25 protein-coding genes are annotated in these 26,773 nt (G+C 63.3%); 12 read left to right on the top strand and 13 right to left on the bottom strand.

The window, feature by feature from the left end; translation table 11 throughout:
* The first annotated feature begins 123 nt into the window (after window positions 1-123).
* The 5 genes from BN1188_RS12845 (at window position 124) to BN1188_RS12825 (ending at window position 7,358) form a co-directional block, all read left to right on the top strand.
* Complete coding sequence (locus BN1188_RS12845; protein ID WP_040261867.1) at window positions 124-2,175, top strand: putative bifunctional diguanylate cyclase/phosphodiesterase; 2,052 nt, start codon at window positions 124-126, stop codon at window positions 2,173-2,175.
* Between the two features lie 125 nt (window positions 2,176-2,300).
* Complete coding sequence (locus tag BN1188_RS12840) at window positions 2,301-3,638, top strand: imelysin family protein (protein WP_040263910.1); 1,338 nt, start codon at window positions 2,301-2,303, stop codon at window positions 3,636-3,638.
* A 126-nt stretch (window positions 3,639-3,764) separates the two neighbouring features.
* On the top strand, window positions 3,765-5,195 hold the full coding sequence (locus BN1188_RS12835; RefSeq protein ID WP_040261866.1) for a di-heme oxidoreductase family protein: 1,431 nt from the start codon (window positions 3,765-3,767) through the stop codon (window positions 5,193-5,195).
* A 29-nt stretch (window positions 5,196-5,224) separates the two neighbouring features.
* Window positions 5,225-6,289 carry an imelysin family protein gene (locus BN1188_RS12830; RefSeq protein ID WP_040261865.1) on the top strand — a complete coding sequence of 355 codons (1,065 nt, stop codon included), beginning with the start codon at window positions 5,225-5,227 and terminating at the stop codon, window positions 6,287-6,289.
* Window position 6,290: 1 nt separating this feature from the next.
* Window positions 6,291-7,358, top strand: coding sequence for a DUF1513 domain-containing protein (locus BN1188_RS12825; protein ID WP_052469262.1), 1,068 nt, complete (start codon window positions 6,291-6,293; stop codon window positions 7,356-7,358).
* A 48-nt stretch (window positions 7,359-7,406) separates the two neighbouring features.
* On the opposite strand, the gene BN1188_RS12820 is transcribed toward BN1188_RS12825, so the two are convergent.
* The 5 genes from BN1188_RS12820 to BN1188_RS12800 all read right to left on the bottom strand — a co-directional run bounded on the left by BN1188_RS12820 (window position 7,407) and on the right by BN1188_RS12800 (window position 11,169).
* The gene (locus BN1188_RS12820) at window positions 7,407-7,640 is read right to left on the bottom strand and encodes a hypothetical protein (RefSeq protein ID WP_040261864.1); all 234 of its coding nucleotides are present in this window, start codon (window positions 7,638-7,640) and stop codon (window positions 7,407-7,409) included.
* Window positions 7,637-8,359 (bottom strand): lipopolysaccharide kinase InaA family protein, encoded by a 723-nt coding sequence (locus BN1188_RS12815; protein ID WP_040261863.1) that lies wholly within the window; start codon window positions 8,357-8,359, stop codon window positions 7,637-7,639. The genes BN1188_RS12820 and BN1188_RS12815 overlap by 4 nt, the downstream gene beginning before the upstream one ends.
* Before the next feature lie 5 nt (window positions 8,360-8,364).
* Window positions 8,365-9,045, bottom strand: a complete 681-nt coding sequence (locus tag BN1188_RS12810) for a class I SAM-dependent methyltransferase (protein WP_040261862.1) — start codon at window positions 9,043-9,045, stop codon at window positions 8,365-8,367.
* A 188-nt stretch (window positions 9,046-9,233) separates the two neighbouring features.
* Window positions 9,234-10,496 (bottom strand): sensor histidine kinase, encoded by a 1,263-nt coding sequence (locus tag BN1188_RS12805; RefSeq protein WP_040261861.1) that lies wholly within the window; start codon window positions 10,494-10,496, stop codon window positions 9,234-9,236.
* The gene (locus BN1188_RS12800; RefSeq protein ID WP_040261859.1) at window positions 10,486-11,169 is read right to left on the bottom strand and encodes a response regulator transcription factor; all 684 of its coding nucleotides are present in this window, start codon (window positions 11,167-11,169) and stop codon (window positions 10,486-10,488) included. The genes BN1188_RS12805 and BN1188_RS12800 overlap by 11 nt, the downstream gene beginning before the upstream one ends.
* 196 nt (window positions 11,170-11,365) lie before the next feature.
* On the opposite strand from BN1188_RS12800, the gene BN1188_RS12795 reads away from it, so the two are divergent.
* The gene (locus BN1188_RS12795) at window positions 11,366-12,094 is read left to right on the top strand and encodes a phosphatase PAP2 family protein (protein ID WP_040261857.1); all 729 of its coding nucleotides are present in this window, start codon (window positions 11,366-11,368) and stop codon (window positions 12,092-12,094) included.
* Window positions 12,095-12,159: 65 nt separating this feature from the next.
* On the opposite strand, the gene groL is transcribed toward BN1188_RS12795, so the two are convergent.
* From groL to BN1188_RS12775, 4 genes are all read right to left on the bottom strand, one after another.
* Window positions 12,160-13,809 (bottom strand): chaperonin GroEL, encoded by a 1,650-nt coding sequence (groL, locus tag BN1188_RS12790; protein WP_040261855.1) that lies wholly within the window; start codon window positions 13,807-13,809, stop codon window positions 12,160-12,162.
* A 55-nt stretch (window positions 13,810-13,864) separates the two neighbouring features.
* The gene (locus tag BN1188_RS12785) at window positions 13,865-14,158 is read right to left on the bottom strand and encodes a co-chaperone GroES (RefSeq protein ID WP_040261854.1); all 294 of its coding nucleotides are present in this window, start codon (window positions 14,156-14,158) and stop codon (window positions 13,865-13,867) included.
* 249 nt (window positions 14,159-14,407) lie between these two features.
* Window positions 14,408-14,887, bottom strand: a complete 480-nt coding sequence (locus tag BN1188_RS12780; RefSeq protein WP_040263907.1) for an FxsA family protein — start codon at window positions 14,885-14,887, stop codon at window positions 14,408-14,410.
* A 146-nt stretch (window positions 14,888-15,033) separates the two neighbouring features.
* Window positions 15,034-16,044 (bottom strand): DUF481 domain-containing protein, encoded by a 1,011-nt coding sequence (locus tag BN1188_RS12775; protein WP_040261853.1) that lies wholly within the window; start codon window positions 16,042-16,044, stop codon window positions 15,034-15,036.
* A 76-nt stretch (window positions 16,045-16,120) separates the two neighbouring features.
* On the opposite strand from BN1188_RS12775, the gene BN1188_RS12770 reads away from it, so the two are divergent.
* Together BN1188_RS12770 and BN1188_RS12765 are read left to right on the top strand one after the other, a co-directional pair.
* Window positions 16,121-16,492 carry an MGMT family protein gene (locus tag BN1188_RS12770; RefSeq protein ID WP_052469261.1) on the top strand — a complete coding sequence of 124 codons (372 nt, stop codon included), beginning with the start codon at window positions 16,121-16,123 and terminating at the stop codon, window positions 16,490-16,492.
* A gap of 42 nt (window positions 16,493-16,534) precedes the next feature.
* On the top strand, window positions 16,535-18,052 hold the full coding sequence (locus BN1188_RS12765) for an AmpG family muropeptide MFS transporter (protein ID WP_040261852.1): 1,518 nt from the start codon (window positions 16,535-16,537) through the stop codon (window positions 18,050-18,052).
* A 177-nt stretch (window positions 18,053-18,229) separates the two neighbouring features.
* Here the strand turns inward: BN1188_RS12765 and BN1188_RS12760 are convergent, their stop codons facing one another.
* Window positions 18,230-19,102, bottom strand: coding sequence for a mechanosensitive ion channel family protein (locus BN1188_RS12760; RefSeq protein WP_052469260.1), 873 nt, complete (start codon window positions 19,100-19,102; stop codon window positions 18,230-18,232).
* 94 nt (window positions 19,103-19,196) lie between these two features.
* A complete protein-coding gene (locus BN1188_RS12755; RefSeq protein WP_040261851.1) occupies window positions 19,197-19,682 on the bottom strand; it encodes a YajQ family cyclic di-GMP-binding protein in 486 nt (161 codons plus the stop codon).
* Window positions 19,683-19,893: 211 nt separating this feature from the next.
* On the opposite strand from BN1188_RS12755, the gene BN1188_RS12750 reads away from it, so the two are divergent.
* The 4 genes from BN1188_RS12750 to BN1188_RS12735 are packed head-to-tail and all read left to right on the top strand — an operon-like array spanning window position 19,894 to window position 24,412.
* A complete protein-coding gene (locus BN1188_RS12750) occupies window positions 19,894-20,844 on the top strand; it encodes a GGDEF domain-containing protein (RefSeq protein WP_040261850.1) in 951 nt (316 codons plus the stop codon).
* A 3-nt stretch (window positions 20,845-20,847) separates the two neighbouring features.
* The gene (locus tag BN1188_RS12745; protein ID WP_040261849.1) at window positions 20,848-21,768 is read left to right on the top strand and encodes a putative 2-dehydropantoate 2-reductase; all 921 of its coding nucleotides are present in this window, start codon (window positions 20,848-20,850) and stop codon (window positions 21,766-21,768) included.
* Between the two features lie 48 nt (window positions 21,769-21,816).
* Window positions 21,817-23,847, top strand: coding sequence for a sensor histidine kinase (locus BN1188_RS12740; RefSeq protein WP_040261848.1), 2,031 nt, complete (start codon window positions 21,817-21,819; stop codon window positions 23,845-23,847).
* A 1-nt stretch (window position 23,848) separates the two neighbouring features.
* Complete coding sequence (locus BN1188_RS12735) at window positions 23,849-24,412, top strand: cob(I)yrinic acid a,c-diamide adenosyltransferase (RefSeq protein ID WP_040261847.1); 564 nt, start codon at window positions 23,849-23,851, stop codon at window positions 24,410-24,412.
* Between the two features lie 107 nt (window positions 24,413-24,519).
* Here the strand turns inward: BN1188_RS12735 and BN1188_RS12730 are convergent, their stop codons facing one another.
* Entirely contained in the window at window positions 24,520-25,467 is a 948-nt protein-coding gene (locus BN1188_RS12730) for a Nudix family hydrolase (protein WP_040261846.1), read from the bottom strand.
* Window positions 25,468-25,522: 55 nt separating this feature from the next.
* Window positions 25,523-26,740 carry a bifunctional glutamate N-acetyltransferase/amino-acid acetyltransferase ArgJ gene (gene argJ / locus BN1188_RS12725; RefSeq protein ID WP_040261845.1) on the bottom strand — a complete coding sequence of 406 codons (1,218 nt, stop codon included), beginning with the start codon at window positions 26,738-26,740 and terminating at the stop codon, window positions 25,523-25,525.
* Window positions 26,741-26,773 lie beyond the last annotated feature (33 nt).

Genomic DNA, 26,773 nt, shown 5'->3' with positions numbered 1-26,773 from the left:
CCTATTCTCGCCGCATGCTCACTGGCATGCATGGCTCGAACCAATGCGTACCCTTTGACGGTCACCCCGTGTTTGCCAATACTCGGCCATGGGTACCGCGCGCTTGGAACAAGGAATTGTCCTTTGAAGGTGGAAATCAAGCACAGCTTGTCTCTGAAACTGCTGAGAGTGGTATTGCTCTCGACCCTGGTCGTGGGCGTATTGCTCAGCTGTGGGCAGATCGTGCTCGATGCCTACAAGACACGCCATACCATCGCGCGGGATGCCGACCGCATCCTGGACATGTTCCGCGACCCTTCCACTCAGGCGCTGTACAGCCTGGACAAGGAGATGGGCCTGCAGGTCATCGAAGGCCTGTTCCAGGACCCCGCCGTGCGCAAGGCAGCCATTGGCCACCCCAATGAAACCATGCTCGCTGAACGCGAGCGGTCACCCACACCGGCTTCCACTCGCTGGCTCACCGACACCGTGCTCGGGCCGGAACGCACCTTCGCCACGCCCCTGGTGGGCCGCCCGCCGTACAACGAGTACTACGGCGACCTGAGCATCACCCTCGATACTGCCATCTACGGGGAGCAGTTCCTGCGCAATTCGGCCGAGCTGTTCGTGTCCGGCGTGCTACGGGCCATGCTCATGGGCCTGGTGCTGTACCTGATCTATCACTGGCTGCTGACCAAGCCCCTGTCGCGCATGCTCCATCATTTAAGCCAGATCAACCCGGACCGCCCGGGCCAGTATCAGTTGCCCTTGCCCCCTGGCCATGAGCACAACGAGTTGGGCCAGTGGGTAAACACCGCCAACCAGTTGCTGGCGTCGATCGAGCGCAACAGCAGCCTGCGCCGGGAGGCGGAGAGCAGCCTGGAGCGCATGGCTCAGTACGACTTTCTCACCGGCCTGCCGAACCGGCTTCAACTGCAGCGTCAGCTTGACCAGGTGCTGGAGGATGCCACGCGCATGCAAAGGCGTGTGGCCATCCTCTGCGTAGGCCTGGATGACTTCAAAGGGGTGAACGAACAGTTCAGCTACCAGGCCGGCGACCAGTTACTGCTGGCCACGGCTGATCGCCTGCGCGGCCATGGTGGACGGCTCGGCGCCCTGGCGCGCCTGGGCGGCGACCAGTTCGCCCTGGTTCAGGCCAATATCGAGGAGCCTTACAAGGCGGCCGAGTTGGCCCAGCACATCCTCGATGACCTGGCCGCACCCTTTGCCCTGGACGCGCGTGAGATCCGCCTGCGAGCCACCATCGGCATCACCCTTTTCCCCGAAGACGGCGACAGCGCCGAGAAGCTGCTGCAGAAGGCCGAGCAGACGATGACGGTCGCCAAGAGCCGTTCGCGCAATCGCTACCAATTCTATGTCGCCAGCGTTGACAGCGAGATGCGTCGCCGTCGCGCGCTGGAGAAAGCCTTGCGCGAGGCTCTGGCCGGCAACCAGTTGTTCCTGGTGTACCAGCCGCAGGTCAGCTACCGCGACCGTAGGGTGGTCGGCGTCGAGGCCTTGCTGCGCTGGCAGCATCCCGAACTGGGCTTCATCCCGCCCGACCAGTTCATTCCCCTGGCTGAACAGAACGGCACCATCCTGGCGATCGGCGAATGGGTACTGGACCAGGCCTGCCGTCAGCTGCGCGAGTGGCATGACCAGGGCTTCACCCACCTGCGCATGGCGGTGAACCTATCCACTGTGCAATTGCACCATAGCGAGCTGCCCCGAGTGGTCAGCAATATCCTGCAAATGTACCGTCTGCCGTCGCGCAGCCTCGAGCTGGAGGTCACTGAAACCGGCCTGATGGAAGACATCACCACCGCCGCCCAGCACTTGCTCAGCCTTCGCCGCTCCGGCGCCCTGATCGCCATCGACGACTTCGGCACCGGCTACTCGTCCCTGGGCTACCTGCGCTCACTGCCGCTGGACAAGATCAAAATCGACAAGAGCTTCGTCAAGGATCTGCTGGATGACGAGGACGACGCCACCATCGTTCGCGCGGTGATCCAGCTGGGCAAGAGCCTGGGCATGCAGGTGATCGCCGAAGGCGTGGAAACCGCCGAACAGGAGGCCTATATCATCGCCGAGGGCTGCCATGAGGGGCAGGGCTACTATTATTCCAAGCCACTTCCGGCGCGGGAACTCCAAGCCTTCCTCAAACAGGACGAGCGCACTCACATGGCGCCGTTGTAGGCCAGCGGCGGGCGAATTATTTTTCAGTCGCCCCTTTACATCAAATGCAAATCCTTCGCATCATGTGGCCCGTTTCGGTCGGCGCCCTGGGGCGCCTTTCGCCATTCAACACGCAGGATTCGCCCATGAAACGTACGCCGTTGGTTGCCAGTCTGCTGGCCGTCGCAATATCCCTCGCCGGTTGCGGCGACAGCAGCGACAAGGAAAAGGCAGCGGCCCAGGCGCCCGCGCCATCGGCGGCCAACGCAGCGGCCACGCCCGCCGCGGTCGCGCTGGACCAGGCGGCCGCCAAAGCCGTGGTCAGTCATTACAGCGAGATGGTCCATGCCGTGTTCAGCGATGCGCTGACCACCGCGCAAGCCCTGCAGAAAGCCGTGGATGCCTTCCTCGCCAAGCCGGACGCCAATACGCTGAAGGCCGCCCGGGAAGCCTGGCTGGCCGCGCGGCCGTCTTACCTGCAAAGCGAAGTCTTCCGCTTCGGCAACACCATCATCGACGACTGGGAAGGCCAGGTGAACGCCTGGCCCCTGGACGAGGGCCTGATCGACTACGTGGCCAAGGGCTACGAGCCGGCCCTGGGCAACCCGGGCGGCAGCGCCAATATCATCGCCAATACCGAGATCCAGGTGGGCGAGGACAAGGTCGACGTCAAGGACATCACCCCAGAGAAGCTGGCCAGCCTCAATGAACTGGGCGGCTCGGAAGCCAACGTCGCCACTGGCTACCACGCCATCGAGTTCCTGCTCTGGGGCCAGGACCTCAACGGCACCGGCCCGGGCGCCGGCAATCGCCCCGCCAGCGACTACCTGGAAGGCAAGGGCGCTACCGGCGGCCACAACGACCGTCGCCGCGCCTACCTGAAGGCCGCCACCGACCTGCTGGTCAGCGACCTGGAAGAAATGGTCGGCAACTGGAAGCCGGGCGTGGCCGACAACTATCGCGCCACGCTGGAAGCCGAACCGGTGGATAGTGGCCTGCGCAAGATGCTGTTCGGCATGGGCAGCCTGTCCTTGGGCGAACTGGCCGGCGAGCGTCTGAAGGTGGCGCTGGAGGCCAACTCACCTGAAGACGAGCACGATTGCTTCAGCGACAACACCCACAATTCGGCCTTCTTCAACGCCAAGGGCATCCGCAACGTGTACCTGGGCGAATATCTGCGGGCCGACGGTACCCGCCTGACCGGGCCGAGCCTGTCGTCGCTGGTGGCCAAGATCGACCCGGCCACGGACGAAGCCCTCAAGGCCGACCTGGCCGATACCGAAGCCAAGATGCAGGTGATCGTGGACCACGCCAACAAAGGCGAGCACTTCGACCAACTGATCGCCGCTGGCAACAGCGCTGGCAACCAGGTAGTGCGCGATGCCATCGGTGCACTGGTCAAGCAGACCGGCGCCATCGAACAGGCCGCGGGCAAGCTGGGCATCACCGACCTGAACCCGGACAACGCTGACCACGAGTTCTGAGGCTTGTAGGAGCCAGCGAAGCTGGCGAATGTCCAGGCCAGCGGCCCTTCGCCAGCTGGCGCTGGCTCCTACCGGTTGGCGTCTTTGAAGATCAAGCGCCAGCTTCGCTGATTGCAGGTTGTATCGATGTTTCCAAGCTCGCTGAGCGTTCTTCTGCTTGCCCTGGGCCTGGCCCTGGCGGCGTGCGACCAGTCGCCTCGCTTCCAGGCAGCCGAGCCAGGCGAAGCGCTCTCGGCCGGCGCCGCCACGGTCAGGCGTAGCGACCTCAATGCCTATTCCCTGCCTTCAGCCAACCTCAGCGCCGCGCGCCGGGTGGATTTCAGCGTCGGCAATAGCTTCTTTCGCAACCCCTGGGTCATCGCGCCCTCCACCACCACCGCCAGGGATGGGCTGGGGCCGCTGTTCAATACCAATGCCTGCCAGAACTGCCACATCCGCGATGGCCGCGGGCAACCACCCGAGCCCGGCGCCAGTCACGCCGTATCGATGCTGGTGCGCCTGTCGGTACCGCCCAGCGACGCCACCGCCGAGGCGGTGCGCCAGATGGGTTTTGCACCTGAGCCTGTCTATGGCATGCAATTGCAGGATATGGCCATCCCCGGTGTCGTCCCCGAGGGGCGTGTCCGGGTGGAATACGACGCGCTACCGGTGAGCTTCGCCGATGGTTACACGGTGGAGCTGCGCAAGCCCCGGTTGCAGATCAGCCAGTTGGGCTACGGGCCCCTGCATCCGCAAGTGCGCCTGTCGGCCCGTATAGCGCCGCCCATGATCGGCCTTGGCCTGCTCGAAGCCATTCCCGAAGAGGCCATCCTGGCCAACGCCCGCGCTCAGGCGGCCGGGCCAGGAGCGATCAAAGGCCGGCCAAACTGGGTCCATGACGATCAGACAGGCACCACGGCCCTTGGCCGTTTCGGCTGGAAGGCGGGCCAGCCCAGTCTCGATCAACAGAACGCCCACGCCTTCGCCGGCGACCTGGGCATTACTTCTTCTCTGCACCCGGTGGATGACTGCACCGCCGCGCAAGCCGACTGTCGCGCCGCCGCCAATGGCAACCAGAGCGCCGAAGAGCCGTTCGAAGTCAGCGATAACATACGTCGGCTGGTGTTGTTCTACAGCCGCAACCTGGGCGTGCCAGCCCGGCGGGGTGAGGAACAGGCGCAGGTACTGAAAGGCAAGGGCCTGTTCCATGAAGCCGGTTGCCAGGCCTGTCACGTGCCCCACTACCGCACCCGCGCAGACGCCGCGGAGCCCGAGTTGGCCAATCAGCTCATTCGGCCCTACACCGACCTGCTGCTGCATGACATGGGCCCTGGCCTGGCCGACGCCCATACCGAATTCGACGCTCGCGGCCAGGACTGGCGCACGCCACCCCTTTGGGGGATCGGCCTGTCCGAGACGGTCAATCCTCGCGGCCGCTACCTGCATGACGGCCGCGCCCGCAACCTGCTCGAGGCCGTGCTCTGGCACGGCGGAGAGGCCGACGCGGCCAGGCAGCGAGTGCTGGCCTTCGATGCCGATGAGCGCGCGGCATTGCTGGCGTTTCTCGAATCCCTATAACATGCCTGACTTTTCCCAGGGGAGCTCCAATGTTCCGTCCCAAGCTACTGTTCACCAGCCTCGCCGCCCTCGCCCTCGGCGCCTGCGCGCCCCAGGACCCGCAGGCGGTGACCAGCGCGGCCCTGGCCAGCCAGGTGATCCTGCCGACCTATACCCAGTGGGTCGAGGCCGACCGGCAACTGGCCCGCAGCGCCTTGGCGTTCTGCCAGGGCAACGAGGACCTGGCCAAGGCCCGGGCGGACTTCCTTGTGGCTCAAAAGGCCTGGGCCGCTTTGCAGCCGTTGTTGATCGGCCCACTGGCAGAAGGCAACCGGGCGTGGTCCGTGCAGTTCTGGCCGGACAAGAAAAACCTGGTGGGGCGCCAGGTCGAGCAGTTGGTCAGCAACGGCGAGCCCATGGACAGCGCGGCGTTGGCCAAGGCCAGCGTGGTCGTCCAGGGCCTGTCGGCCTATGAATACATCCTTTTCGACAGCAAGCCTGAACTGGCCGATGCGGCTCGCAAGGCCAGCTATTGTCCGCTGCTGGTCGCCATCGGCGAACGGCAGAAGGCCCTGGCCGAAGAGATCCTCGACGGTTGGAAACGCAACGATGGCATGCTCGCCCAGTTGAGCAAGTTCCCGAACCAGCGCTACGCCGATGCCCACGAGGCCATCGCCGACCTGCTGCGGGCTCAGGTCACCGCCCTGGACAGCCTGAAGAAAAAGCTTGGCGCGCCCATGGGCCGGCAGAGCAAGGGCGTGCCGCAACCGTTCCAGGCCGAAGCCTGGCGTAGCCAGGCTTCGCTCAAGAGCCTGCAGGCCAGCCTCGAGGCGGCCCGGACGGTATGGAACGGTGTTGACGGCAAGGGCTTGCGCAACCTGCTGCCCAAGGATCAACAGCCACTGGCCGAGAAGATCGACACGGCCTACAGCGCGGCGGCCAAGGCACTGGCGAACAACGACCGAAGCCTGACGGAGCTGCTGGCAGATCCGGCTGGGCAGCCTGTGCTGAATCAGATCTACGACAGCCTGAACACCGTGCATCGTCTGCATGAGGGCGAACTGGCGCGGGCCTTGGGCGTCCAGCTGGGCTTCAACGCCAACGACGGTGACTGATATGTGGCAGCGCATGCTTACCACCCTGGCGCGGGTGCTGCCCGGCAAGGCCCATCGCTCATTGTTGCTGTCGGCCCGGGACGATGCCGACGGCCGGCACTATGCCGTGGCCTACCACGCTGACGGGCGCCTGGCGTTCAGCACACAGGTGGCCCAGCGCTGCCACGCCGTCATCGAGCACCCCCATGTGCCCTTGGCGCTGTTCGTGGCCCGACGCCCAGGCACCGAGTGCTACCTGCTGAGCCTGCATGACGGCAGCCTCCTGCAGACCCTCAGCGCGCGCGCCAACCGGCATTTCTACGGCCACGCGGTGATACACCAGTCGGGCGAATGGCTGTACACCACTGAAAACGACACGACGGAGCCTGGCCGGGGCGTGCTGGGCGTTTATCGGTTCATCCAGAATCGCCTGGTGTTCGTCGAGGAGCTGCCCACCCATGGCATCGGCCCTCATGAGCTGGCGTGGTTACCCGATGGTGAAACCCTGGTGGTAGCCAATGGCGGCATCCGGACAGAAGCGGAAAGCCGTGTCGAGATGAACCTGGACGCCATGGAGCCGAGCCTTGTGCTGATGCAGCGCGACGGTCGCCTGCTCAGCAAGGAGACGCTCACCCAGCCCATGAACAGCATTCGTCACCTGGCGGTGGCTCAAGACGGCACCATCGCCGCTTGCCAGCAATTCATGGGCAGTGGCAACGAAGTGGCCCAGCTGCTGGCGGTCAAGCGCCCCGGCGGGCCGCTGCTGCCGTTTCCAGTGAGCGACGACCAACTGCTTTCCATGGGCAACTACACCGCGAGCGTGGCCATCAACGACCATCGCCGTCTGGTGGCGATCACCGCCCCCAGGGCCAATCGCTTCTTCATCTGGGACCTGGACAGCGCCGAGGTAAAGCTGGATGCGCCGATGCCGGACTGCGCGGGTGTGGTCGCCATGGACGACGGCTTCGTGGTGACCTCCGGCCAAGGCCGCTGCCGCTTCTATCAGGAGCGCAGCGGGCAGTGGCTGGGCACGCCAATGGCGCTGCCGTCAGGACTTTGGGACAACCATCTCCATGCCATCGCCTCCTAGGCAATAAAAAACCCGCCGAAGCGGGTTTTTCCATTGCACAAGGCTTGATCAGGCGCCGGAACGCAGCCCCTGGGTCAGGCCAAACAGGAACAGCAAAGCGTTATGCCCGGCCCGCGAAACATCCTCGGCCCCGGCCTTGGTCGCTCGCGGCAGCGCGCAGGCGCCCTGCCCTTGTTCCGCCTTCAATACCTCAGGCCCTGGCTCATTCCAGGCGGCCGCGGCCATGGTGGTCACGGCCAGGGAACCGATAAAGAACAAACTTCGTGCAATTTGTAGGTTCATCGCTCTAACCCTTTGACAACGCTGCCAAACGCTGTCTCGTAAAAGTAGAGCAATTTCTTCCAGTCCGCATCGCTGAACGACGAGTGGCGGCGCAGTTGCTTGAGGTCACGGTGAGAAGCCGCGGAGGCCGTGAACCGCCGACGGCATTTCTCCAGATCCAACAAGGCAACCTCGGCGCGGGGGCCGTTGGGCTCCTCAACGACTCGCACGAATACATGCTTGATGTAGAGACAGCTATGCTGCCAGCGCCCCTGATGCATACGCGCCAGGTTTCCAGCAAGATCCTTGAGCAACTGGTCGTGCAAGGCTTCGCCATAACGCTCACGGCCGCCCTTGGCATACCACTGCATGATCTCTTCGAAGCCATCGAGCGAGGCAGTGACCAGTAGCGCCTTCCAACCGAATTCCTGGTCACGCTGGGCACCGGAGAACAACAAACGAGGCACCCGTACGTTCAACTTGCTCAAGCCACGCAAAGCATCGCGCTCACGCAGCACCGTAGGCCGACCGAAGGGATGCAGAGGCGAACGGTAGATGTGGCCCACCTGCCGCTTGACATAAATCATGTGGTTATCAGGCAGCAGCACACGCTGGACACCGCTCTCCCCACCACGCCGGCGGTTAGGCTCTTCTACCCAGTCGCCGCGGGTTTGCCAGTAGTGATCAAAACCCTGCTGCCCACTCGAGGCACTGTGTCCAGAAGCCTGTTCTACCGCCATCACCCTTACTCCTTCCGCAATACATACACTCGCCACATTGCATACAGCGGCAAGAAATCGAGACGCTCTTGAATACGAAATCCGGCCTCGGCGAATTCAGCCTCTACCGTTTCCACCGGCAGGACGAACCGGTTCTGATATTTCTCCGGCTCCCCGCGCCGCTGGCGCCGCCGCTCAGACCGCTTGCGCTTCCAGGCCTTGAAGTTGCCATCCACCCACAGCGAAAGAATGACCGAGTCTCGGCTAACCCTATGGAACTCGCGCAGCATGGCCAGCCGGTGTCCCGCATCGCCAATGTGGTGCATCAAGCGCATTGAAAAAATGCTGTCGACTGCGTTATCCGGCAACTCGATCTCGAAAGCCGAGGTTTGCATGACCCGCACACGCTTGACGATGGCCTCAGGCTGCATCTTGCAGGCAGTGGCGACCATGTCTGCGGAGTTGTCCGCGCCGATGATCACCCGGTTGACCTTCTCTGCCAGCACCGGCCAGAAGCGCCCGGCCCCACAGGGCAGGTCCAGCACCAGGCCCGGATCTCCCGCCAGCTCCAATGCCTTGCGCGCGAGCTGAACATCACGCGAATGCGACAGCCGACGTGAAAGGCCGTTCTGATGCTTGTAGAAATACCGCTGCGCATGCGCCTGGTCGTATTTCTCGGAGAATTCCAACTTGATCGGTTGGCTCATGTGAACCTCCTTGAACAGTCGGCGCACACTATCCCTGCCCAGGTCATCGACCAGTCACACGGTTGTGAAAATTCTGTAACCTCAAATTATCAGGGCGACAAGCTTGTTGCCAGATATTTCGGCCATAGAGATTGCCGAGGGGCCAGCGTTCGCTGATGGAGCCGTGGCGTTCACAAGGTCTGCTGCCTTTACAGGTTTACCTGAAAGGCGCAGCCCTGGGGCTCATTGGTGGTCAGGCTCACTGCCCAGCCTTGCTCATCGCAGATCCGCTGGACAAGGGAAAGCCCTAGCCCCAGCCCTTCGCCTCTTTTCTCGTTACCGCGGACGAATGGCTGGAACATGGCTTCGCGCTTTTCTTCCGGAATTCCCACGCCTGAATCCTCCACCCGGAAGCCTGTGTCGGTGAGGGTCAGCCGGATGAAGCCCTGGTCGGTGTAGTGCAAGGCATTGCGCAACAGGTTGCTCATCACCGTATGCAGGAAGGTAGCGTTGTAGCGCGTATCCCCTGGTTCACCGCGTTCATACTCCAGGGTCAGCCCTTTCTGTTCGATCGGCTCGCGCCACTGGGCCACCAGGTCATCGGCCACCTTCCCTAGGGTAACCTGCCCGGCAACGGTTTCGTTGCGCTGCGCACGGGCAAGCATCAGGAACGTCTGCACCAGATCCCGCATTTCCTCGCATGCCCTGGTGATGCGTTCCACCTGCGCCTTGGCTCTCGGATCGAGCTTGTCGTTGGCCAGGAGCAGCTCACAGGAAGTGGCCAATACCATCAGTGGCGTACGCAGCTCATGGCTTACATCACTGGTGAACAGACGCTCCCGGGTCAGGGCCTGACGCAGCCGCCCGAGGGTGGCATCGAAGGCGGCGGCCAATTGGCCGACTTCATCCTCGGCGTAGTCAGGGGCCAAGGGCGGGGCGAGCCCGAGCAACTGGTCGCGGTGACGAACCTGCCGGGCCAGGCGAATCACCGGCGCCATGACTCGCCGCGCCAATAGCCAGCCCAGCGAGGCGGCCAAGGCCAGGCTGAGCACGAAGCCCACCAGCACTACCGCAAAGAGAATGCGCTCACGCTCTTCAAAATCGCTTTGATCCTGCAAGAGCACGTAATGACGACCGTCTACGATTTCCACCATGGCGTGATAAGACAGGTCACCACGGAACACCTCGTGAAATCCCGGCGACAGGTGGCGCAGGTCCTTTGGCAAGGCGTAGTCGCCTCGCCCGCCACTGTAATAGAACAGCTGGTCCGGCTCCGGACGGTGGCTCCAGTCGTCCATGTTGTCCATGAGCAGCAAGCGCTGCAAGTCGCCGCCCAGCCCCGCGGAGATGAGTTTTTCTTCCACCAGGTGCACGGTAGCGACAATGCCGACGGCGAAGGCTCCGGCGACCAACGCGCTCATCAGGGCGAAGGCGATGATGATGCGCTGGGCAAGACTTTGCTTAAACTCCATCGCGGCCTTCGGTCAGGCGATAACCCACGCCGTGCACCGTATGCAGCAGCGGTTTATCGAACGGCTTGTCGATGACCTGGCGGAGCTGGTGGACATGGCTGCGCAGGCTGTCGCTGTCGGGGCAGTCATCGCCCCACAGAGCCTCCTCCAGTACTTCCCGCCGCAGCACGTGCGGGCTCTTCTGCATCAACACTTCCAGCAGCTTGAGCCCTACCGGGTTGAGCTTGAGCAACTTTGAGCCGCGGGTGACCTCCAGGGTATCGAGGTCGTATTCAAGGTCGGCCACTTGCAATGTCCGCCGCCCGCCGCCCTGGGCGCGGCGCATCACCGCTTCAATGCGTGCCGCCAATTCGGACAAGGCAAAAGGCTTGACCAGATAATCGTCGGCGCCATGACGGAAGCCTTGCAGGCGGTCGTCCAGCTGGTCGCGGGCGGTAAGCATGATCACCGGGGTGTTGCGTCGGGCATCCTCGCGCAAGCGCTTGCACAGGGTGTAGCCGTCGATGCCGGGCAACATCACATCCAGCACGATCAGGTCGTAGTGGGCGGTGGCTGCCAGATGCAAGCCGGACAGCCCATCCTGGGCACAGTCCACGGTATAGCCTTTCAAGCCCAGATAATCTGCCAGGTTGGCCAGGATATCCCGGTTGTCTTCGACCACGAGAATGCGCATCAAGGGTTCCTCTCATTAGGCTGTGCGACCTGAAGCGGGCGCAGCTTACGCTCTGTTCGCCTCCTTGGGCCAGCGCAAATCGTCGTGGCCATGCCCAGGCAGCGTCTCGGCAAAATTTTCACGACAGCTTGACGAGCCCGCCACCCGGTCAGGCGCAAGGTGCCGGCAATTTGCGATCGCTTTCCTCGGAGCCTCGATGAACTACCCTTCCCCTCGCCCCATTCGCTGGCACCTTGCGCTGGGCCTTCCGGCCCTGCTGGTGCTGGGCTTGTTGCTGCTGGAACTGACCAACCTGGACATGTGGCTGGCGCGCCTGGCCTATGACAATCATGCCGGCCAGTTTTTTGGGAAACACAGTTACTGGCTGGAAAATATCCTTCATGATCGGGCCAAGCAAATAGTGATCGCCGTAGCGGTGCTCTCGGCGGTGATCTTTATCGCGACCTTCGCTCTCCCGCGAATCAGACCCTACAGGCGCGAGCTAGGCTGCATGGTACTGTCCATGGCGTTGTCCACCAGTTTCGTCACGCCTCTGAAGGCGGTGACCGCCGTTCAGTGTCCGTGGAGCCTCACTCAATTCGGCGGCAGCGAAACCTACAGCAAGGTCTGGGACAGTCGCCCGGCCACCGAACATCCGGGGCGCTGCTGGCCCGGCGGGCATGCTGCGACGGGCTTCAGCCTGTTCGCCCTCTACTTCGCCCTGCGCGACCGCCGCCCTCGCTTGGCGCGCTATGCCTTCGGCCTGGCAGTGGGGCTAGGCTTGGTGTTTTCGGTAGGCAGGATGCTGCAAGGCGCGCATTTCTTTTCCCATAACGTGTGGACCGCCATCTTTTGCTGGTGGATCTGCCTTGGCGTCTATTACGCCGTGCTCTACCGACGCCCATTGAGCCGCGGCACGGCGGCCAAGCCACAGGCCGTGAGCTGATCCACGGGTATAAAAAAACCCTGCCTTCGCAGGCAGGGTTTTCGAGGGGCTGGGTTCAGCCGGGCTTACATCATGCCGCCCATGCCGCCCATGCCACCCATGCCGCCCATGTCAGGCATGCCGCCGGCAGCCTTGTCTTCCGGCAGGTCAGCAACCATGGCTTCGGTGGTGATCATCAGACCGCCGATGGAAGCCGCGGCTTGCAGCGCAGAACGGGTGACCTTGGCTGGGTCCAGGATACCCATCTCGATCATGTCGCCGTACTCACCGCTCGCTGCGTTGTAACCGAAGTTACCCGAGCCTTGCTTGACCTTGTCCACTACCACGCTTGGCTCGTCGCCAGCGTTGGCAACGATCTGACGCAGCGGTGCTTCGACGGCGCGGCGCAGGAGCGCGATACCGACGTTCTGGTCTTCGTTTTCGCCCTTGAGCTCGGAGATGGCCTGCAGCGCGCGAACCAGCGCCACGCCACCGCCAGGCACCACGCCTTCTTCGACGGCTGCGCGGGTAGCGTGCAGGGCGTCTTCAACGCGGGCTTTCTTCTCTTTCATCTCGACTTCGGTGCCAGCACCGACCTTGATCACGGCAACACCGCCAGACAGCTTGGCCAGGCGCTCTTGCAGTTTTTCACGGTCGTAGTCCGAGGAGGTATCAGCCACCTGGGCGCGAATCTGGGCAACGCGAGCCAGGATGTCTTCCTTGGAACCGGAACCGTCGACAACGGTGGTGTTTTCCTTGGTCATGGTCACGCGCTTGGCGGTGCCCAGGTGCTCCAGGGTAGTGGTTTCCAGGGTCAGGCCGATTTCTTCGGAGATGACGGTGCCGCCGGTCAGGATGGCGATGTCCTGCAGCATGGCCTTGCGGCGATCACCGAAGCCAGGCGCCTTGACAGCGGCAACCTTGACGATGCCGCGCATGTTGTTGACGACCAGGGTAGCCAGGGCTTCGCCTTCGACGTCTTCAGCGACGATCACCAGCGGACGGCCGGCCTTGGCGACAGCTTCCAGGACAGGCAGCAGTTCGCGGATGTTGGAGATCTTCTTGTCAACCAGCAGCAGCAGCGGGTTGTCCAGCTCGGCCACCATGGTGTCCGGCTTGTTGACGAAGTAAGGCGACAGGTAGCCGCGGTCGAACTGCATGCCCTCTACGACAGACAGTTCGTTCTCCAGGCCCGAGCCTTCCTCGACGGTGATCACGCCTTCGTTACCGACTTTTTCCATCGCTTCGGCGATGATCGCGCCGATGGCGCTGTCGGAGTTGGCGGAGATGGTACCTACCTGGGCGATGGCCTTGTTGTCGGCGCAAGGCTTGGACAGGGACTTGAGCTCGGCGACGATGGCGGTGGTGGCCTTGTCGATGCCGCGCTTGAGGTCCATCGGGTTCATGCCGGCAGCAACGGACTTCAGGCCTTCGCTGACGATGGCCTGGGCCAGGACGGTAGCGGTGGTGGTGCCGTCGCCTGCTTCGTCGTTAGCCTTGGAGGCTACGTCTTTCAGCAGCTGGGCGCCCATGTTCTCGAAGGCGTCCTTGAGTTCGATTTCCTTGGCGACGGAAACGCCGTCCTTGGTGATGGTAGGAGCACCGAAGCTCTTGGCCAGGACAACGTTACGGCCTTTCGGGCCGAGGGTGGCCTTGACGGCGTCAGCCAGAACGTTAACGCCAACCAGCATTTTCTTGCGAGCGGAGTCGCCGAATTTTACGTCTTTAGCAGCCATGATCGTTTTCCTTGAATCTGAAGTCGGACTGAATGTCAGAGGGGCGCTTGGGCGCTTAGCCTTCGACGACGGCGAGGATTTCGTTCTCGCTCATGACCAGCAGGTCTTCGCCATCGACCTTGACGGTGTTGCTGCCCGAATAAGGACCAAACACGACCTTGTCGCCGACCTTGACGGCCAGGGCGCGAACTTCACCGCTGTCCAGAACGCGACCGGTGCCTACAGCGACGACTTCGCCACGGTTCGGCTTCTCGGCGGCCGAGCCAGGCAGAACGATGCCGCCGGCGGTCTTGGATTCTTCTTCGCTGCGGCGAATGACGACGCGGTCATGCAGAGGACGAAGCTTCATTGTCGATCTCTCCTAGTTATGGTTGTCCATCGGCCGGGTTCACTCGGCCCATTGATGCAGTCCGGCTTTCGCCGGTCGCGCCAGGCGCTGCCCGGCGCGCAGTGATGACCGACCCGGAGGCCGGCACCTTGCGGTGACCCATACATGAGGCCGGGCCAAGGGATTACAAGGCCGATTGCAAATTTTTTTTGGTCAGGGGGAGGGAAACGATACGCCCCCGCCAGACGGGGGCGTGGCGGAGGGCCGGCGTCAGTCGCGACGCTCGTACTGGCCCTCGATGACGTTCGGCCGACGGGGCTGCTCAGGGCCGCCCTGGGCGCCATGGCCGAAGGGCGAGTGGCTGCCCGGCTCGCCGAAGTGGCCCGCCTGGCCATAGCGGGCCTGGGCGCCAGCACGCAACCTGTTGGCGATCAGGCGCCGGGTGAAGGGCAGCAGGCACAGCAGGCCAAGCACGTCGCTGATGAACCCGGGAACCACCAGCAGCAGGCCACCGGAAGCGACCATGGCGCCGTTGAGCAGGTCCTGAGCGGGGAGCTGCCCGGCGCGAAGGCTCGCCCTGGCATTGAGGGCCGTGGCCAGGCCGGCCACGCGGAGCACCAGCACACCGATGGCCGAACCGGCGATGATCAGTAGCAAGGCGGGGAAGAAGCCGATGGCCGACCCTACCCTGAAGAAGACATAGAGCTCCAGCACTGGAAACAGCAGCAGGAGCAGTAGAAGCAGGCGCATCGATAGTTCCTCGGCGAAAGTCACCTTCATATGTGCCGACGATACGCCTCATTTCAAGGCTGCGCTCGTGGCAATCTTTTCAGACTGCCACTGAGCCCGCGCCCCGCATGGCCTGGCGAGGTGTTTCCAGGTGTTGCGGGAAAGGATTACCAGGTAACCCCAAAGCCGGCGGTGTAGCGGCTGCTATCCAGGTCGTTGCCATTGGTGGTGCCGGTGATCAGGTCCTTCTCGTACTTCAGATTGAGGGAGGCCCACTCGGTTACCTTGTAGCGCAACCCGACTTCGGCATCGAGGTTGTAGTCGGCCACGTTGCTCAACGGGCGTCCCAGTTCGCCGGTAGTGAAGAACTCGACCGTCTTGCCGACCAGGTAGCGGTTGTAGTCCCACTTCACCGCCATGGAGTAGAAGTTCTCCTTGCGGCCATCGGAGAAGGTGTAGTCGGTACGGTTGAGCAGGCCGCCCAGGGAGAAGGCGCCGAGTTCGTCGTCCCAGAACTGGTAGCCCGGGCCGGTACCCACGGTCCGCTGGCGACGGATGTCTTCGATGTTGTCATGCTTGTAGTTCAGACGACCCTGCCAGAACCACTGATCCGTGATGAAGCGATCCAGGGAATATTCCAGGCCCCAGTTATCGGTACCGGTCACGCCATCTTCGGTTTCCCGGTTGTATTCGCCATCAGCGGTATGCCGCCAGCGGCCATGCCGGGCCGTGGTCTTGAAGGCCAGGTTGTAGTCGTCGGTATCGGTTTCGGCGCGCTTGAAGTCCAGGGCCGCGTCGATATTGCCCTTCCAGCTGAGGTCCTGCACCAATGGCTTGGGCTTCATCAATTGCTGAATGCTGGCAAGCTCGACGGTTTTCGGCGCGTCACCATTGGCCAATATCACCTTACCGTCATCTGCCGGCTTCAGAGCCTTGGCCATTTCACTGTCGTAGGCATCCTGGCGTACCAGCAAGGGCTGGTCGGTTTCCAGGGTCTTGACCTGTTTCATATCCACTGGAATGGAGCCGCCATAAGCGGTATCGACCATGAGCTTGCCACCATCGAATACCTTGATGGTGCCGGTGATGCGATCACCATTTTTCAACCAGACGGTATCGGCGAATGCGTTGGACATAGCGCAGGTGGCAGCGACGCACAGGAGGGCTTTGGGGAACATAGGCGACTGTTGGCTCGGTTTCGTGGAAGATCGTCGTTATCCCCGTGATAACGAATGACTCAGGACTGACCAAGCCATGCGCGATGAGTTCCGGCCCCTGGCCTCCAATAATGTAACCGAGTCGTTACCCGATCCTCGTCGGCAAGCCCTTTATAGCACCCTGGCGGCGGTGCCGACGGGGCGGGTAGTGACCTACGGCGATCTGGCCCGCCTGGCCGGCCTGGGACGCGCGGCGCGCTGGGTGGGCCGACAGTTGAGCCAACTGCCGGCAGGGTCGACGCTGCCGTGGCATCGGGTCATCGCCGCCGGCGGGCGTTTGAGCTTGCCCGCCGGCAGCCCCAGCGGCGATGAACAGCGCGCGCGGCTGCGCGAGGAAGGCGTATCGATTAGCGGGAATCGCGTGGATATCGCGCGCCATGGCTGGCGCCCGGGCGAGTACAGCGGTTAGAGTGCGCGCTTTGTTTTGCAGATTCGAGGCACACCTTCGTCCATGCCCGGTAAAACCTGGCGCGCCGCGCTGGCCGCCTATGCCAGCCCCTCCACCTTGGTGCTGTTGCTTCTTGGCTTCGCCTCAGGCCTGCCCTACATGCTGGTGTTTTCAACCCTCTCCGTATGGTTGCGTGAGGCCGGCGTGGCCCGGGAAACCATCGGTTACGCCAGCCTGATCGGGCTTGCCTATGCCTTCAAATGGGTATGGTCCCCGCTGCTGGACCAATGGCGCCTGCCGTTGCTCTCCCGGCTGGGCCGTCGCCGCTCCTGGCTGGTCCTGGCCCAGGCCCTGGTCATCCTCGGCTTGATCGGCATGAGCTTTTGCGACCCGCAGAAGCATCTGCCCTGGTTGATCGCCATCGCGGTGGTGGTCGCCTTCGCCTCGGCCACTCAGGACATCGCTGTGGACGCCTACCGCCTGGAGATCGCTGGGGACCAGCGTCAGGCCGCGCTGGCCGCGAGCTACATGGCGGGCTATCGAGTCGCCGCGCTGCTCGCAACGGCCGGGGCGCTGTTTTTCGCCGAATGGTTCGGCTCCACCGGTTTCGCCTACCTGCATCGTGCCTGGGCCGGGACTTACCTGCTCTTCGGCGTGCTGATGGTCCCGGCGCTGGTGACCAGCCTCTTGATGCGCGAGCCACCTGTGCCGCTGCGCACGCAGCTGTCCGCGGCCCGCTATGGGTTCGTCCACCAGATCGCCTCGGTGGTGGTGCTGATTATCCTGCTGGTATCGGTTCCGGCCATGTTCACCCAGCTGTACAACACGGATTTCGCTGATTTGATCAGCGGTGACATGAGCCTGCTGGACCTGCTGCTCGAGGACCGGGCCTTCCTGCGCGCCCTGCTGTACATCCTGCTCACCGGGCTGTGCCTGTCGTCCCTGGGCCGACGCGGACTGGCCCCGGTGCTGACGCCGGTGAACGACTTCATCCTGCGCTACCGTTGGCAGGCGCTGTTACTGCTTGGCCTGATCGCCACCTACCGGATGTCCGATACGGTCATGGGGGTAATGGCCAATGTGTTTTATATCGACCAGGGCTTTACCAAAGACCAGATCGCCAGCGTCAGCAAGCTGTTCGGCCTGGTGATGACGCTGCTGGGTGCCGGTGCCGGCGGGCTATTGATCGTACGTTTCGGGATCATGCCGATCCTGTTCATCGGCGGCGCCGCCTCGGCGGCCACCAATATACTGTTCCTGATGCTGGCGGACATGGGCCCCAACCTGCGCATGCTGGTGGTCACCATCTCGCTCGACAACCTCAGTTCCGGCCTGGCCACGTCGGCCTTCGTCGCCTATCTGTCCAGCCTCACCAACCTGAAGTTCTCAGCCACCCAATATGCGCTGCTGAGCTCGATCATGCTGTTGCTGCCCAGGTTGATCGGGGGCTATTCGGGCGTGATGGTAGAGAAATACGGTTACCACAATTTCTTCCTCATCACCGCTCTGATGGGCCTGCCTACCCTGGTGCTGATCCTGCTTCACTGGCGCTATCACCAGGCTGAGGAAGGTGAATCGTAGCAGGCAACGGCAGTTGCCATGTGTCATGCCTCACACCCGTTCGGGAGCTTCGCCCCTCTCCTACGCCGCACACCGGGTAGGAGCTGGGCGAAGCCGTCAGGCGGAGCTCGCGAAGGGGGTCGGCGCTATACCGTGTCAGCCCATTCGGGAGCTTCGTTCCCGCGTGGGTAGGCAACCTCAGCGAATGGATGGCGCCGTGGGTGGCGGGGTGCCGTCTTGTTGTTCCTGGACCAGGCGCACGACGCGCTGCGGGAACGGAATGTCGATGCCGGCCGCGCGCAGGCGGTCACGCACTTGAGCGTTGAGCATGTTGAGTACCCCGCCGTAATCCGCGGTGTTCACCCACAAACGCAGCGAGAGGGTAATGGCACTGTCGCCCAGGGCCGCAACCACCGCTTCAGGGGCAGGGTCCTGCAACACGCGAGGATCCTGGGCGAGTTCGAGCAGCACTTGCTGCCCTTTCTGCAGGTCGGCGTCGTAGTCGACACCGATGTCCAGGGTGATCTTGCGGGTAGGCTGGCGATTGGTATTGGTGATGATGCCATTGGAGAGATTCCCGTTGGGGATGATCACCGTCTTGTTGTCGCCGGTGCGCAGCACCGTATGGAAGATCTGGATCGCGTCTACAGTGCCGGAAACACCTTGGGCCTCGATCCAGTCGCCGATGCGGAAAGGACGAAACAGCAGGATCAGCACGCCACCGGCAAAGTTCGACAGGCTCCCCTGCAGCGCAAGGCCCACGGCCAGGCCGGCGGCACCGATGGCGGCCACGAAGGAGGTGGTTTCGATACCGATCATCGATGCCACGCTGACCAGCAGCAACACCTTGAGGATGATATTGGCCAGGGTGCTGATGAACCCCTGTAGCGCCAGGTCGGCATGGCGCAGAGCCAGGAGCTTGCCGATCTCGTAGGTGACCTTGTTCACCAGCCACCAGCCGATGCAGAGAGTGACTACTGCCAGCAGTACGCGACTGCCGTACTCCATGATCATCGGTATCCATGCTTGGGAAGCTCGGACGAGATGATCCAGTTGAGCGTTCAAATCCATAGGGAGAGCCTCCAGCTTGAGCTATCCGGGGCGAGGACATCGCCACCGTTGACAGCCGTCCGACGCCGGACGCCCCCTGATGGTTCCGCTTCGATCAGTCGCGGAAGTTGTTGAACTGCAGCGGCATGCCGAATTGTTCGCCACGCAGCAGCGCGATCGCTTCCTGCAAATCATCGCGTTTCTTGCCGGTGACGCGCACCTGCTCGCCCTGGATGGCGGCCTGCACCTTGAGCTTGGCATCCTTGATGCGGGCCACGATTTTCTTGGCCATTTCCTTGTCCAGGCCTTCGCGCAGCACGATGTCCTGTTTCATCTCCTTGCCTGAGGCGTAAGGCTCTTTCACCTCCAGGCACTGTACGTCGATCTTGCGCTTGACCAACGCCATGCGCAGGATCTCCAGCGTGGCTTCGAGCTGGAACTCGGCCTCCGCGGTGAGGTTCACAGTCTTGTCCTTGTCGTTGAAGGCCATCTGCGCCTTGCCTTTGAGATCGTAACGGCGGTCCAATTCCTTGATGGCATTGTCGACGGCATTGGTCACTTCGTGTTTGTCCAACTCAGACACTACGTCGAACGAGGGCATTCAAATTCTCCAGTTTGTTACAAAACAGACAGCTGTTGGGTGTTTTTGTCGGTTGAGCGCAATAAACCCGTTAGCCTGGCTTGACGACCAAAAGCACGGATCATTATAACGAGTGCCAGCATTGCGACATGCTTTCCTCGCAACTTCGGCAACCGCCAAGGGATAGCATTGTTTGCGTTAGATCGCGGCACTCCCTTATTGCGAGCGTTAGATGTCCAACCCGAACCTGAGCATCCTCCTGGCCTTCGACGAGGCCGACCTGGGCCAAGAGGCTGCCATGCGGTTGCAGGCAGGCGGCTATGCCGACCTGCGCCTGAGTACCGCCAGCCAGGCCCTCACGGAGCTGGACCAGCGGTCGGCCAACGTCCTGGTCACCGCGGGCGACGCCGGGTTGCGCCTGGCTTCCCAGGTTCGCCTGCTGGACGAAGCCACCCAGGACCATACCTGGATCATCCTGGTAGATCCGCGCCCCAGCGCGCATCTGCTGGACGAGACCGCCGACCTGGGCGTGGATGACGTGCTACCGCCAGACCAGTTCCAGGCGCACCTGCTGAGCCGGGTGCATGCCGGTGATCGGTTGTATAGCCTGTTGCAACGGACCCGCCGGGAAAACCGCCTGCTGCGCGATAATATCGCCAGTCTTGAACAGCGCAACCTGGTAGACCCTCTCACCGGCCTGGGCAACGCCCGCTACCTGCGCCAGAAGCTCGACGACTGCCTGCGGCAGATCCAGGCCCGGGGTGGTGCCCTGTGCTACCTGCTGATCGGCCTGCAGAACGCCGCAACCTTGCAGCAGGACCACGGCGACGAATTCTACGATGAATTGCTCCAGGGTGTGGGGCGTCGATTGCAGCAAATGGTCAGGCCGCTGGATGTGCTCGCGCGGCTGGACGACCATCATTTCGTGCTTCTTACCCTTCCGCGCAGCTTGCAGGAGTGCGCGCCCAGCAGTTTCAAGCGCCTGCATGACGGGCTCAATCTCAAGGGCTTCATGACCAGCGCCGGGCTGATTGACGTCCGTGCTGGCATCAGCCTGGTGGGCCTGGACGAGAAAAGCCTGCCGATCGAGCCGGTGAGCCTGTTCGGTGAAGCCAGTCGGCTGCTGCAGGACGCCTACGCCACAGGCCTGGTCAACGCGCGGCGGCTGCCCGCCAAGGGCTGAACCATGGCGACTCGGTCATGGCACCTGCTTGGCGCCGGCAGCGTGGGCACGCTCTGGGCGTGCCGGCTGGCGCGCGCCGGCTTGCCGGTACGGCTGATCCTGCGCTCTGCCTCACGGCTGGAACAGTACCTTGAGGGCCCTGGCCTGCGCCTGATTGAAAACGGCCACGCCTTCACCGCGGCCTTGCCTGCCGAGACCGCGGCCGCGGCCACCCCGATCGAACGCTTGCTGGTGACCTGCAAGGCCTATGACGTCGCCGCGGCCGTGGCCGGCGTGCGCCAGCGCCTGGTGCCAGGAGCGACCGTAGTGCTCCTGCAAAACGGCCTGGGCAGCCAGCAGGCCGTATCCGAGGCGTTGCCAGAAGCCCAGGTCGTTTATGGCTCCACTACCGAAGGTGCCTGGTGCCAGGCAGACGGTAGCGTGGTATTCGCCGGCCAAGGCTTCACCTGGCTCGGTCGGCCGGGCGATGCCCAGGCACCGGCCTGGCTGGCGGACCTGGCGCAGGCAGGCATTCCTCACCAATGGACGCCACACATCCTCGGCCGTCTCTGGCGCAAGCTGGCGGTCAATTGCGCCATAAACCCCCTTACCGTACTGCATCAGTGCCGCAACGGTGCCTTGAGCGACCATGCCGAGGCGGTGAACGCCCTTTGTGACGAGCTTACTGCCCTGCTGCAGGCGGCGGGCCAAGCCGAAGCCGCCGAGAGCCTGGCCTTGGAAGTGGAGCGCATCGTCACTGCGACGGCGGCCAATTATTCCTCCATGTACCAGGACGTGGCTGCTGGCCGCCGGACGGAAATCGCCTACCTGATCAGCTACGCCTGCGGGCGAGCCGCCTCCCTCGGCCTGACCATGCCCCGCCTCGAAGCCCTGCACCATCGGCTGATCGACTACCTGGCCGCGCGCCACCTGCCGACGAACTGAGCCCACCCTTTGCTACACTCGGCCGGTTACCCGAGAGCCGGACCTGTGATGCCTTTGCGACAACGTCTTGAAAACCTTCCAGTCGGGCAGAAGCTGCTCGCCGCCTTGCTGGTATTGATGGTGACCGTCCTGGTGGTGGCCAATCTGACCTTCATCACGGCGGCCTATTGGATTTCCCACGAAAGCATGGCGCCCCAGGCCCTGCAGACCATCGGCAAGCTGGCGGCCCAGCCACAGCTTGCCCAGCGAGCCCTGGCCGATGCCGAGGCGGCCAATGCCCTGCTGAAAAGCCTGGACAGCTACACGCCATTGCGCGCGGCAGCCGTGTATGGCAGCACTGGCGAGCGCCTGGCTCAGCTGCAACATGGCAGCAAACTGAGCCTGCCCAAGCACTTCGATGACTTGCCGGAGTGGCGCCTTACCGAATTTCGCACTACCGAGCTGGCGCCCTTGCCTGGGGTGGCCGGAGGCCCGCCCGGGCATCTGTTACTGATCGCCAGCAGCGAATTGCCCATGGCGTTCTATACCGGCACCTTCACTGCCAGCGTGGGGATACTGGTGTTCAGCGTACTGCTGTGGATGGTGATCGCGCGGCAGATTCGGCGCTTGATCACACGCCCTATCTATCAGCTCGAAGAGCTCACCCGCCAGGTCACTCGGGAAGAGAACTACGCGCTGCGCGCCCGGCCGGGCAACCAGGACGAAATCGGCAGCCTGGCCGCGGCGTTCAATACCATGCTGTCGCGCATGGAAGCCCGAGAGCAACAGCTCAAGCGCGCCAGGGACGACTCCCAGGCCGCCTACGACGCGGCCCAGGGCCTGGCGGAGGAAACCCGACATACCAACCGCAAGCTCGAACTGGAAGTGCAGGTGCGCAGCAAGATCGAGAAAAAGCTCACCGGGTTTCAGAATTACCTCAACAGCATCATCGATTCCATGCCGTCGGCGTTGATCGCCCTGGATGAGCAGCTCTACGTGACCCAATGGAACAAGGAAGCCAGCGCGCTTTCCGGCACGCCCCTGGACGAAGCCCTGAACCAGCCCATTTTCCTTGCCTTCGAACCACTCAAGCCCTATCTGCCGCAGCTCAAGAGCACGGTAGAACAGCACCGTGTGGCGAAGATCGAGCGGGTCACCTGGCAGCGCGGCGAGGTGCCTCACCACTATGCCCTCACCTTCTACCCGCTGACCGGCAGCGCGGGGCGCGGGGTGGTGATTCGTATTGACGACATCACCCAGCGCCTGTCCCTGGAAGACATGATGGTGCAGTCGGAAAAGATGCTTTCCGTCGGTGGCCTCGCCGCCGGCATGGCTCACGAGATCAATAACCCGCTGGGCGCCATCCTTCACAACGTGCAGAACATCCGCCGACGTCTCTCGGCAGAGTTGCCGAAGAACCTGGAGCAGGCCGAGGCGGTAGGCGTGTCGCTGGCCAAGGTCAACGACTATCTGGCAGCACGGGATATTCCCGGGCTGCTCGAAGGCATTCATGGCGCCGGCGCGCGGGCGGCGAAAATCGTGACTCACATGCTCAGTTTCAGCCGGCGGAGCAACCGGCAGATGGCGCCCTGCGACCTCCCCGCCCTTATCGAGCAGGCGGTGGAAATCGCCAGCAACGACTTCGACCTGAGCATCGGCTTCGACTTCCGCGGCCAATCCATCGTGCGCCAGTTCGACCCTCGCCTGGGGCCTGTGCCTGGCACCGCCAACGAGTTGGAGCAGGTGCTGCTCAACCTGTTGAAGAACGCCGCCCAGGCCATTCACCAGCGTGAACACCCCAACGACCCCGGGCGCATCACCTTGCGCACTCGCCTCAATGGACCCTGGGCGGAGGTACAGGTCGAAGACAACGGCGTCGGCATGCCCGAGAGCGTCCGCAAACGCATGTTCGAACCTTTCTTCACCACCAAGGAAGTAGGCCAGGGCACGGGGCTGGGGCTCTCGGTGTCGTATTTCATCATCACCAACAACCACAAGGGGCAAATGGAAGTGCAGTCGACCCAGGGCGTGGGCACCTGCTTCACGCTGCGCTTGCCCCTGGTGCAACCGACTGCTTCCAGCGCCACGCAAGGACAGTGACATGGGGAACCGCCTTTCGAAGATCTATACCCGCACCGGCGACGGCGGAGAGACAGGCCTTGGCGACGGCCGGCGGGTAGCCAAGGACCACCCTCGCGTCGAGGCCATGGGCGAAGTGGATACGCTCAACAGTCAGCTGGGCCTGCTATTGGCGCAATTGGCCAATGACTCCGCCCTGGCGGCCATCAGCGATGCCCTGACTCCCTGCCAGCACCGTTTGTTCGACCTTGGCGGAGAATTGGCGATGCCTGGTTACCGAGCGTTGCAGGCCGAGGACGTAGCCCTGCTGGAAAAAAGCATCGACGAATGGAACGAGGTATTGGGCCCGTTACGCAACTTCATCCTGCCCGGAGGCTCGGTGCGTGTAGCCCAGGCCCACCTGTGCCGCAGCCAGGCCCGTACCGCCGAGCGCCGTTGCCAGCAGCTGCATCGCGAAGAACCACTGGAGGCTGTTGGCCTGGCTTACCTTAACCGCCTCTCCGACCTGCTCTTCGTGGCGGCGCGGATGATCGCCCGCATCGAAGGCGTAGAGGAAGTGCTCTGGGCGCAAGCGGTGCGGGAGTGAGCGCAGAGGTGGTCGGTACCCGCCGTAGCAGCCGGCCTTGGCCGCGACCGGCTCATAACCTGATCTGAGGCCTGTCGCGCGCAAGCCAGCGTGGCCCGGCGCGGCTGCTACCGCGGGGTGGGCCAGAAGCTGCGAATGCCTGCCACGCCTTGAGCGCCGATGCTCCAGGCCCGGTCGCAATCTCCTGGCGATAGCCCGCCCAGCAGGTACACCGGCTTGCCGAAACCGGCGATCAGCGCATGGGCCTGTTCCCAGCCCAAGGGCGAGGCATCGGGGTGGGTCTGGGTAGCCTGGATCGGCGAGAGGGTCACGAAATCCACCCCCATGCGTTCGGCCAGTTCCAGCTCTTCAGCATTGTGGCAGGAAGCCGCCAGCCAGCGGTCCGCCGGGAACGGGCGGCCGTTGGGCGCATACTTGCGCAACTGAGCCGAGGTCAGGTGCCACCCGGCCGACGGAAAATCTCCCAGCCATTCCAAGGGCCCCTTGAGCATCAGTTGGGCCTTGGCCGCGCACAGCCCGACCGCATCCACGGCCAGGTCCCGATATTGCGGATCGTAGAGGTCCGGCGCGCGCAACTGCACCAGCCGGGCGCCCTGAGCGATGGCGGCGCGCAGTCCGCCAAGCAGTTCAGGGCCCGGCAGGTTGTCCGGCGTGATCAAGTAGCTGGCTGGCAAGCGAGCCGCGCTGACGATGGCCAGGTTGGCCGCTGGAAATTCGTACTCCCCCAGCGCCCTGGGCGCTACCCACTCCAGCGGCTGGCCTTCAGCGCCATGAGGCTCGCCATTGAAGCCGTCCACTTCCCAGACATCCAACAGCACCTGCTTGTCCGGGTAGTCATGGGGTACCTGGATCAGTGGGCGGGCTGAAGTGACTTCGATGCCCAACTCCTCGGCGAGCTCCCGGGCCAGTCCGGCACGCGGGGTTTCGCCCGCCTCCAGCTTGCCCCCGGGAAACTCCCACAGGTTGCCTTGATGCTGAGTAGCGCCGCGTCGGGCGATCAATACCTTGCCATCGGCGCGACGGATCACCGCCGCGACTACATGAACCCGTTTCACATGTTCTCCTTGGGCAGCCTTGGCCGGTCAGCCACGGCCAGTCAGCTACGGCCAGTCAGGTGCGGTACTCGGCGTTGATCTTCACGTATTCATGAGACAGGTCAGTGGTCCAGATCGTCTCGCTGCAAGCACCACGGCCCAGTTCGATACGAATGCCGATCTCGGCCTGGGCCATGACCGCGGCGCCCTGTTCCTCGGTATAGGTCGGAGCACGTCCCCCCTGGCTGGCAATGCAGACATCGCCCAGGTAAACGTCGATCCTGCTCACATCCAGCTCGGGCACGCCGGCGCGGCCCACCGCGGCCAAGATACGACCCCAGTTCGGGTCCGACGCGAAAAGCGCGGTCTTGATCAAGGGCGAATGCGCTACGGCATAGCCTACATCCAGGCATTCCTGGTGATTGCCGCCGCCGTTGACCTCTACGGTCACGAACTTGGTGGCACCCTCGCCGTCACGCACGATGGCCTGTGCCACCTCCATGCACACATCGAACACGGCCTGCTTCAACGCCGCGAACAACGGCCCGCTGGCTTCGGTGATCTCCGGCAAGGCGGCCTTGCCGGTGGCTACCAGCATGCAGCAGTCGTTGGTGGAGGTATCGCCATCGATGGTGATGCGATTGAACGACTTGTTCGCCGCATCGCGGATCAGATCCTGCAGCACGGGCTGGGCCACCTTGGCGTCGGTCGCGATATAGCCCAGCATGGTGGCCATGTTGGGCCGGATCATCCCGGCACCCTTGCTGATACCGGTCACGGTGATGGTAACGCCGTCATGACTGAACTGACGGCTGGCGCCCTTTGGCAGGGTATCGGTGGTCATGATGCCTACCGCCGCCTCCGCCCAGTTGCCCTCGGCAAGGTTGTCCAGGGCGGTCTGCAGGGCGCCTTCGATCTTCTCTACCGGCAGTGGCTCGCCGATAACACCGGTGGAGAACGGCAGCACGGCCTGGGCCGAGACACCCACCAGGCGCGCCAGGCTCTCGCAGGTACGCTCAGCCGCGGCCAACCCGGGCTGGCCGGTACCGGCATTGGCATTGCCGGTATTGGTCAGCAGGTAACGCACCTCCCCGCTGACCCGCTGCCTGGCCAGGATCACCGGCGCCGCGCAGAAGGCATTGAGGGTGAACACTCCCGCCACGCTGGAGCCTTCAGCGCAGCGCATTACCACCACGTCCTTGCGGCCCGGTCGTTTGATGCCTGCCGAAGCGATGCCCAGTTCGAAACCGGGGACAGGATGCAGGGTGGGCAAGGGACCGAGACCGACAGCCATTGATGACTCCTTGGGAAGGGATGAAGCCAGAAA

Origin of the sequence: Pseudomonas massiliensis (genome assembly GCF_000826105.1) — a bacterium.
In the GTDB taxonomy this organism is placed as follows: domain Bacteria; phylum Pseudomonadota; class Gammaproteobacteria; order Pseudomonadales; family Pseudomonadaceae; genus Aquipseudomonas; species Aquipseudomonas massiliensis.
This window is presented reverse-complemented; position numbering and strand designations above follow the sequence as displayed.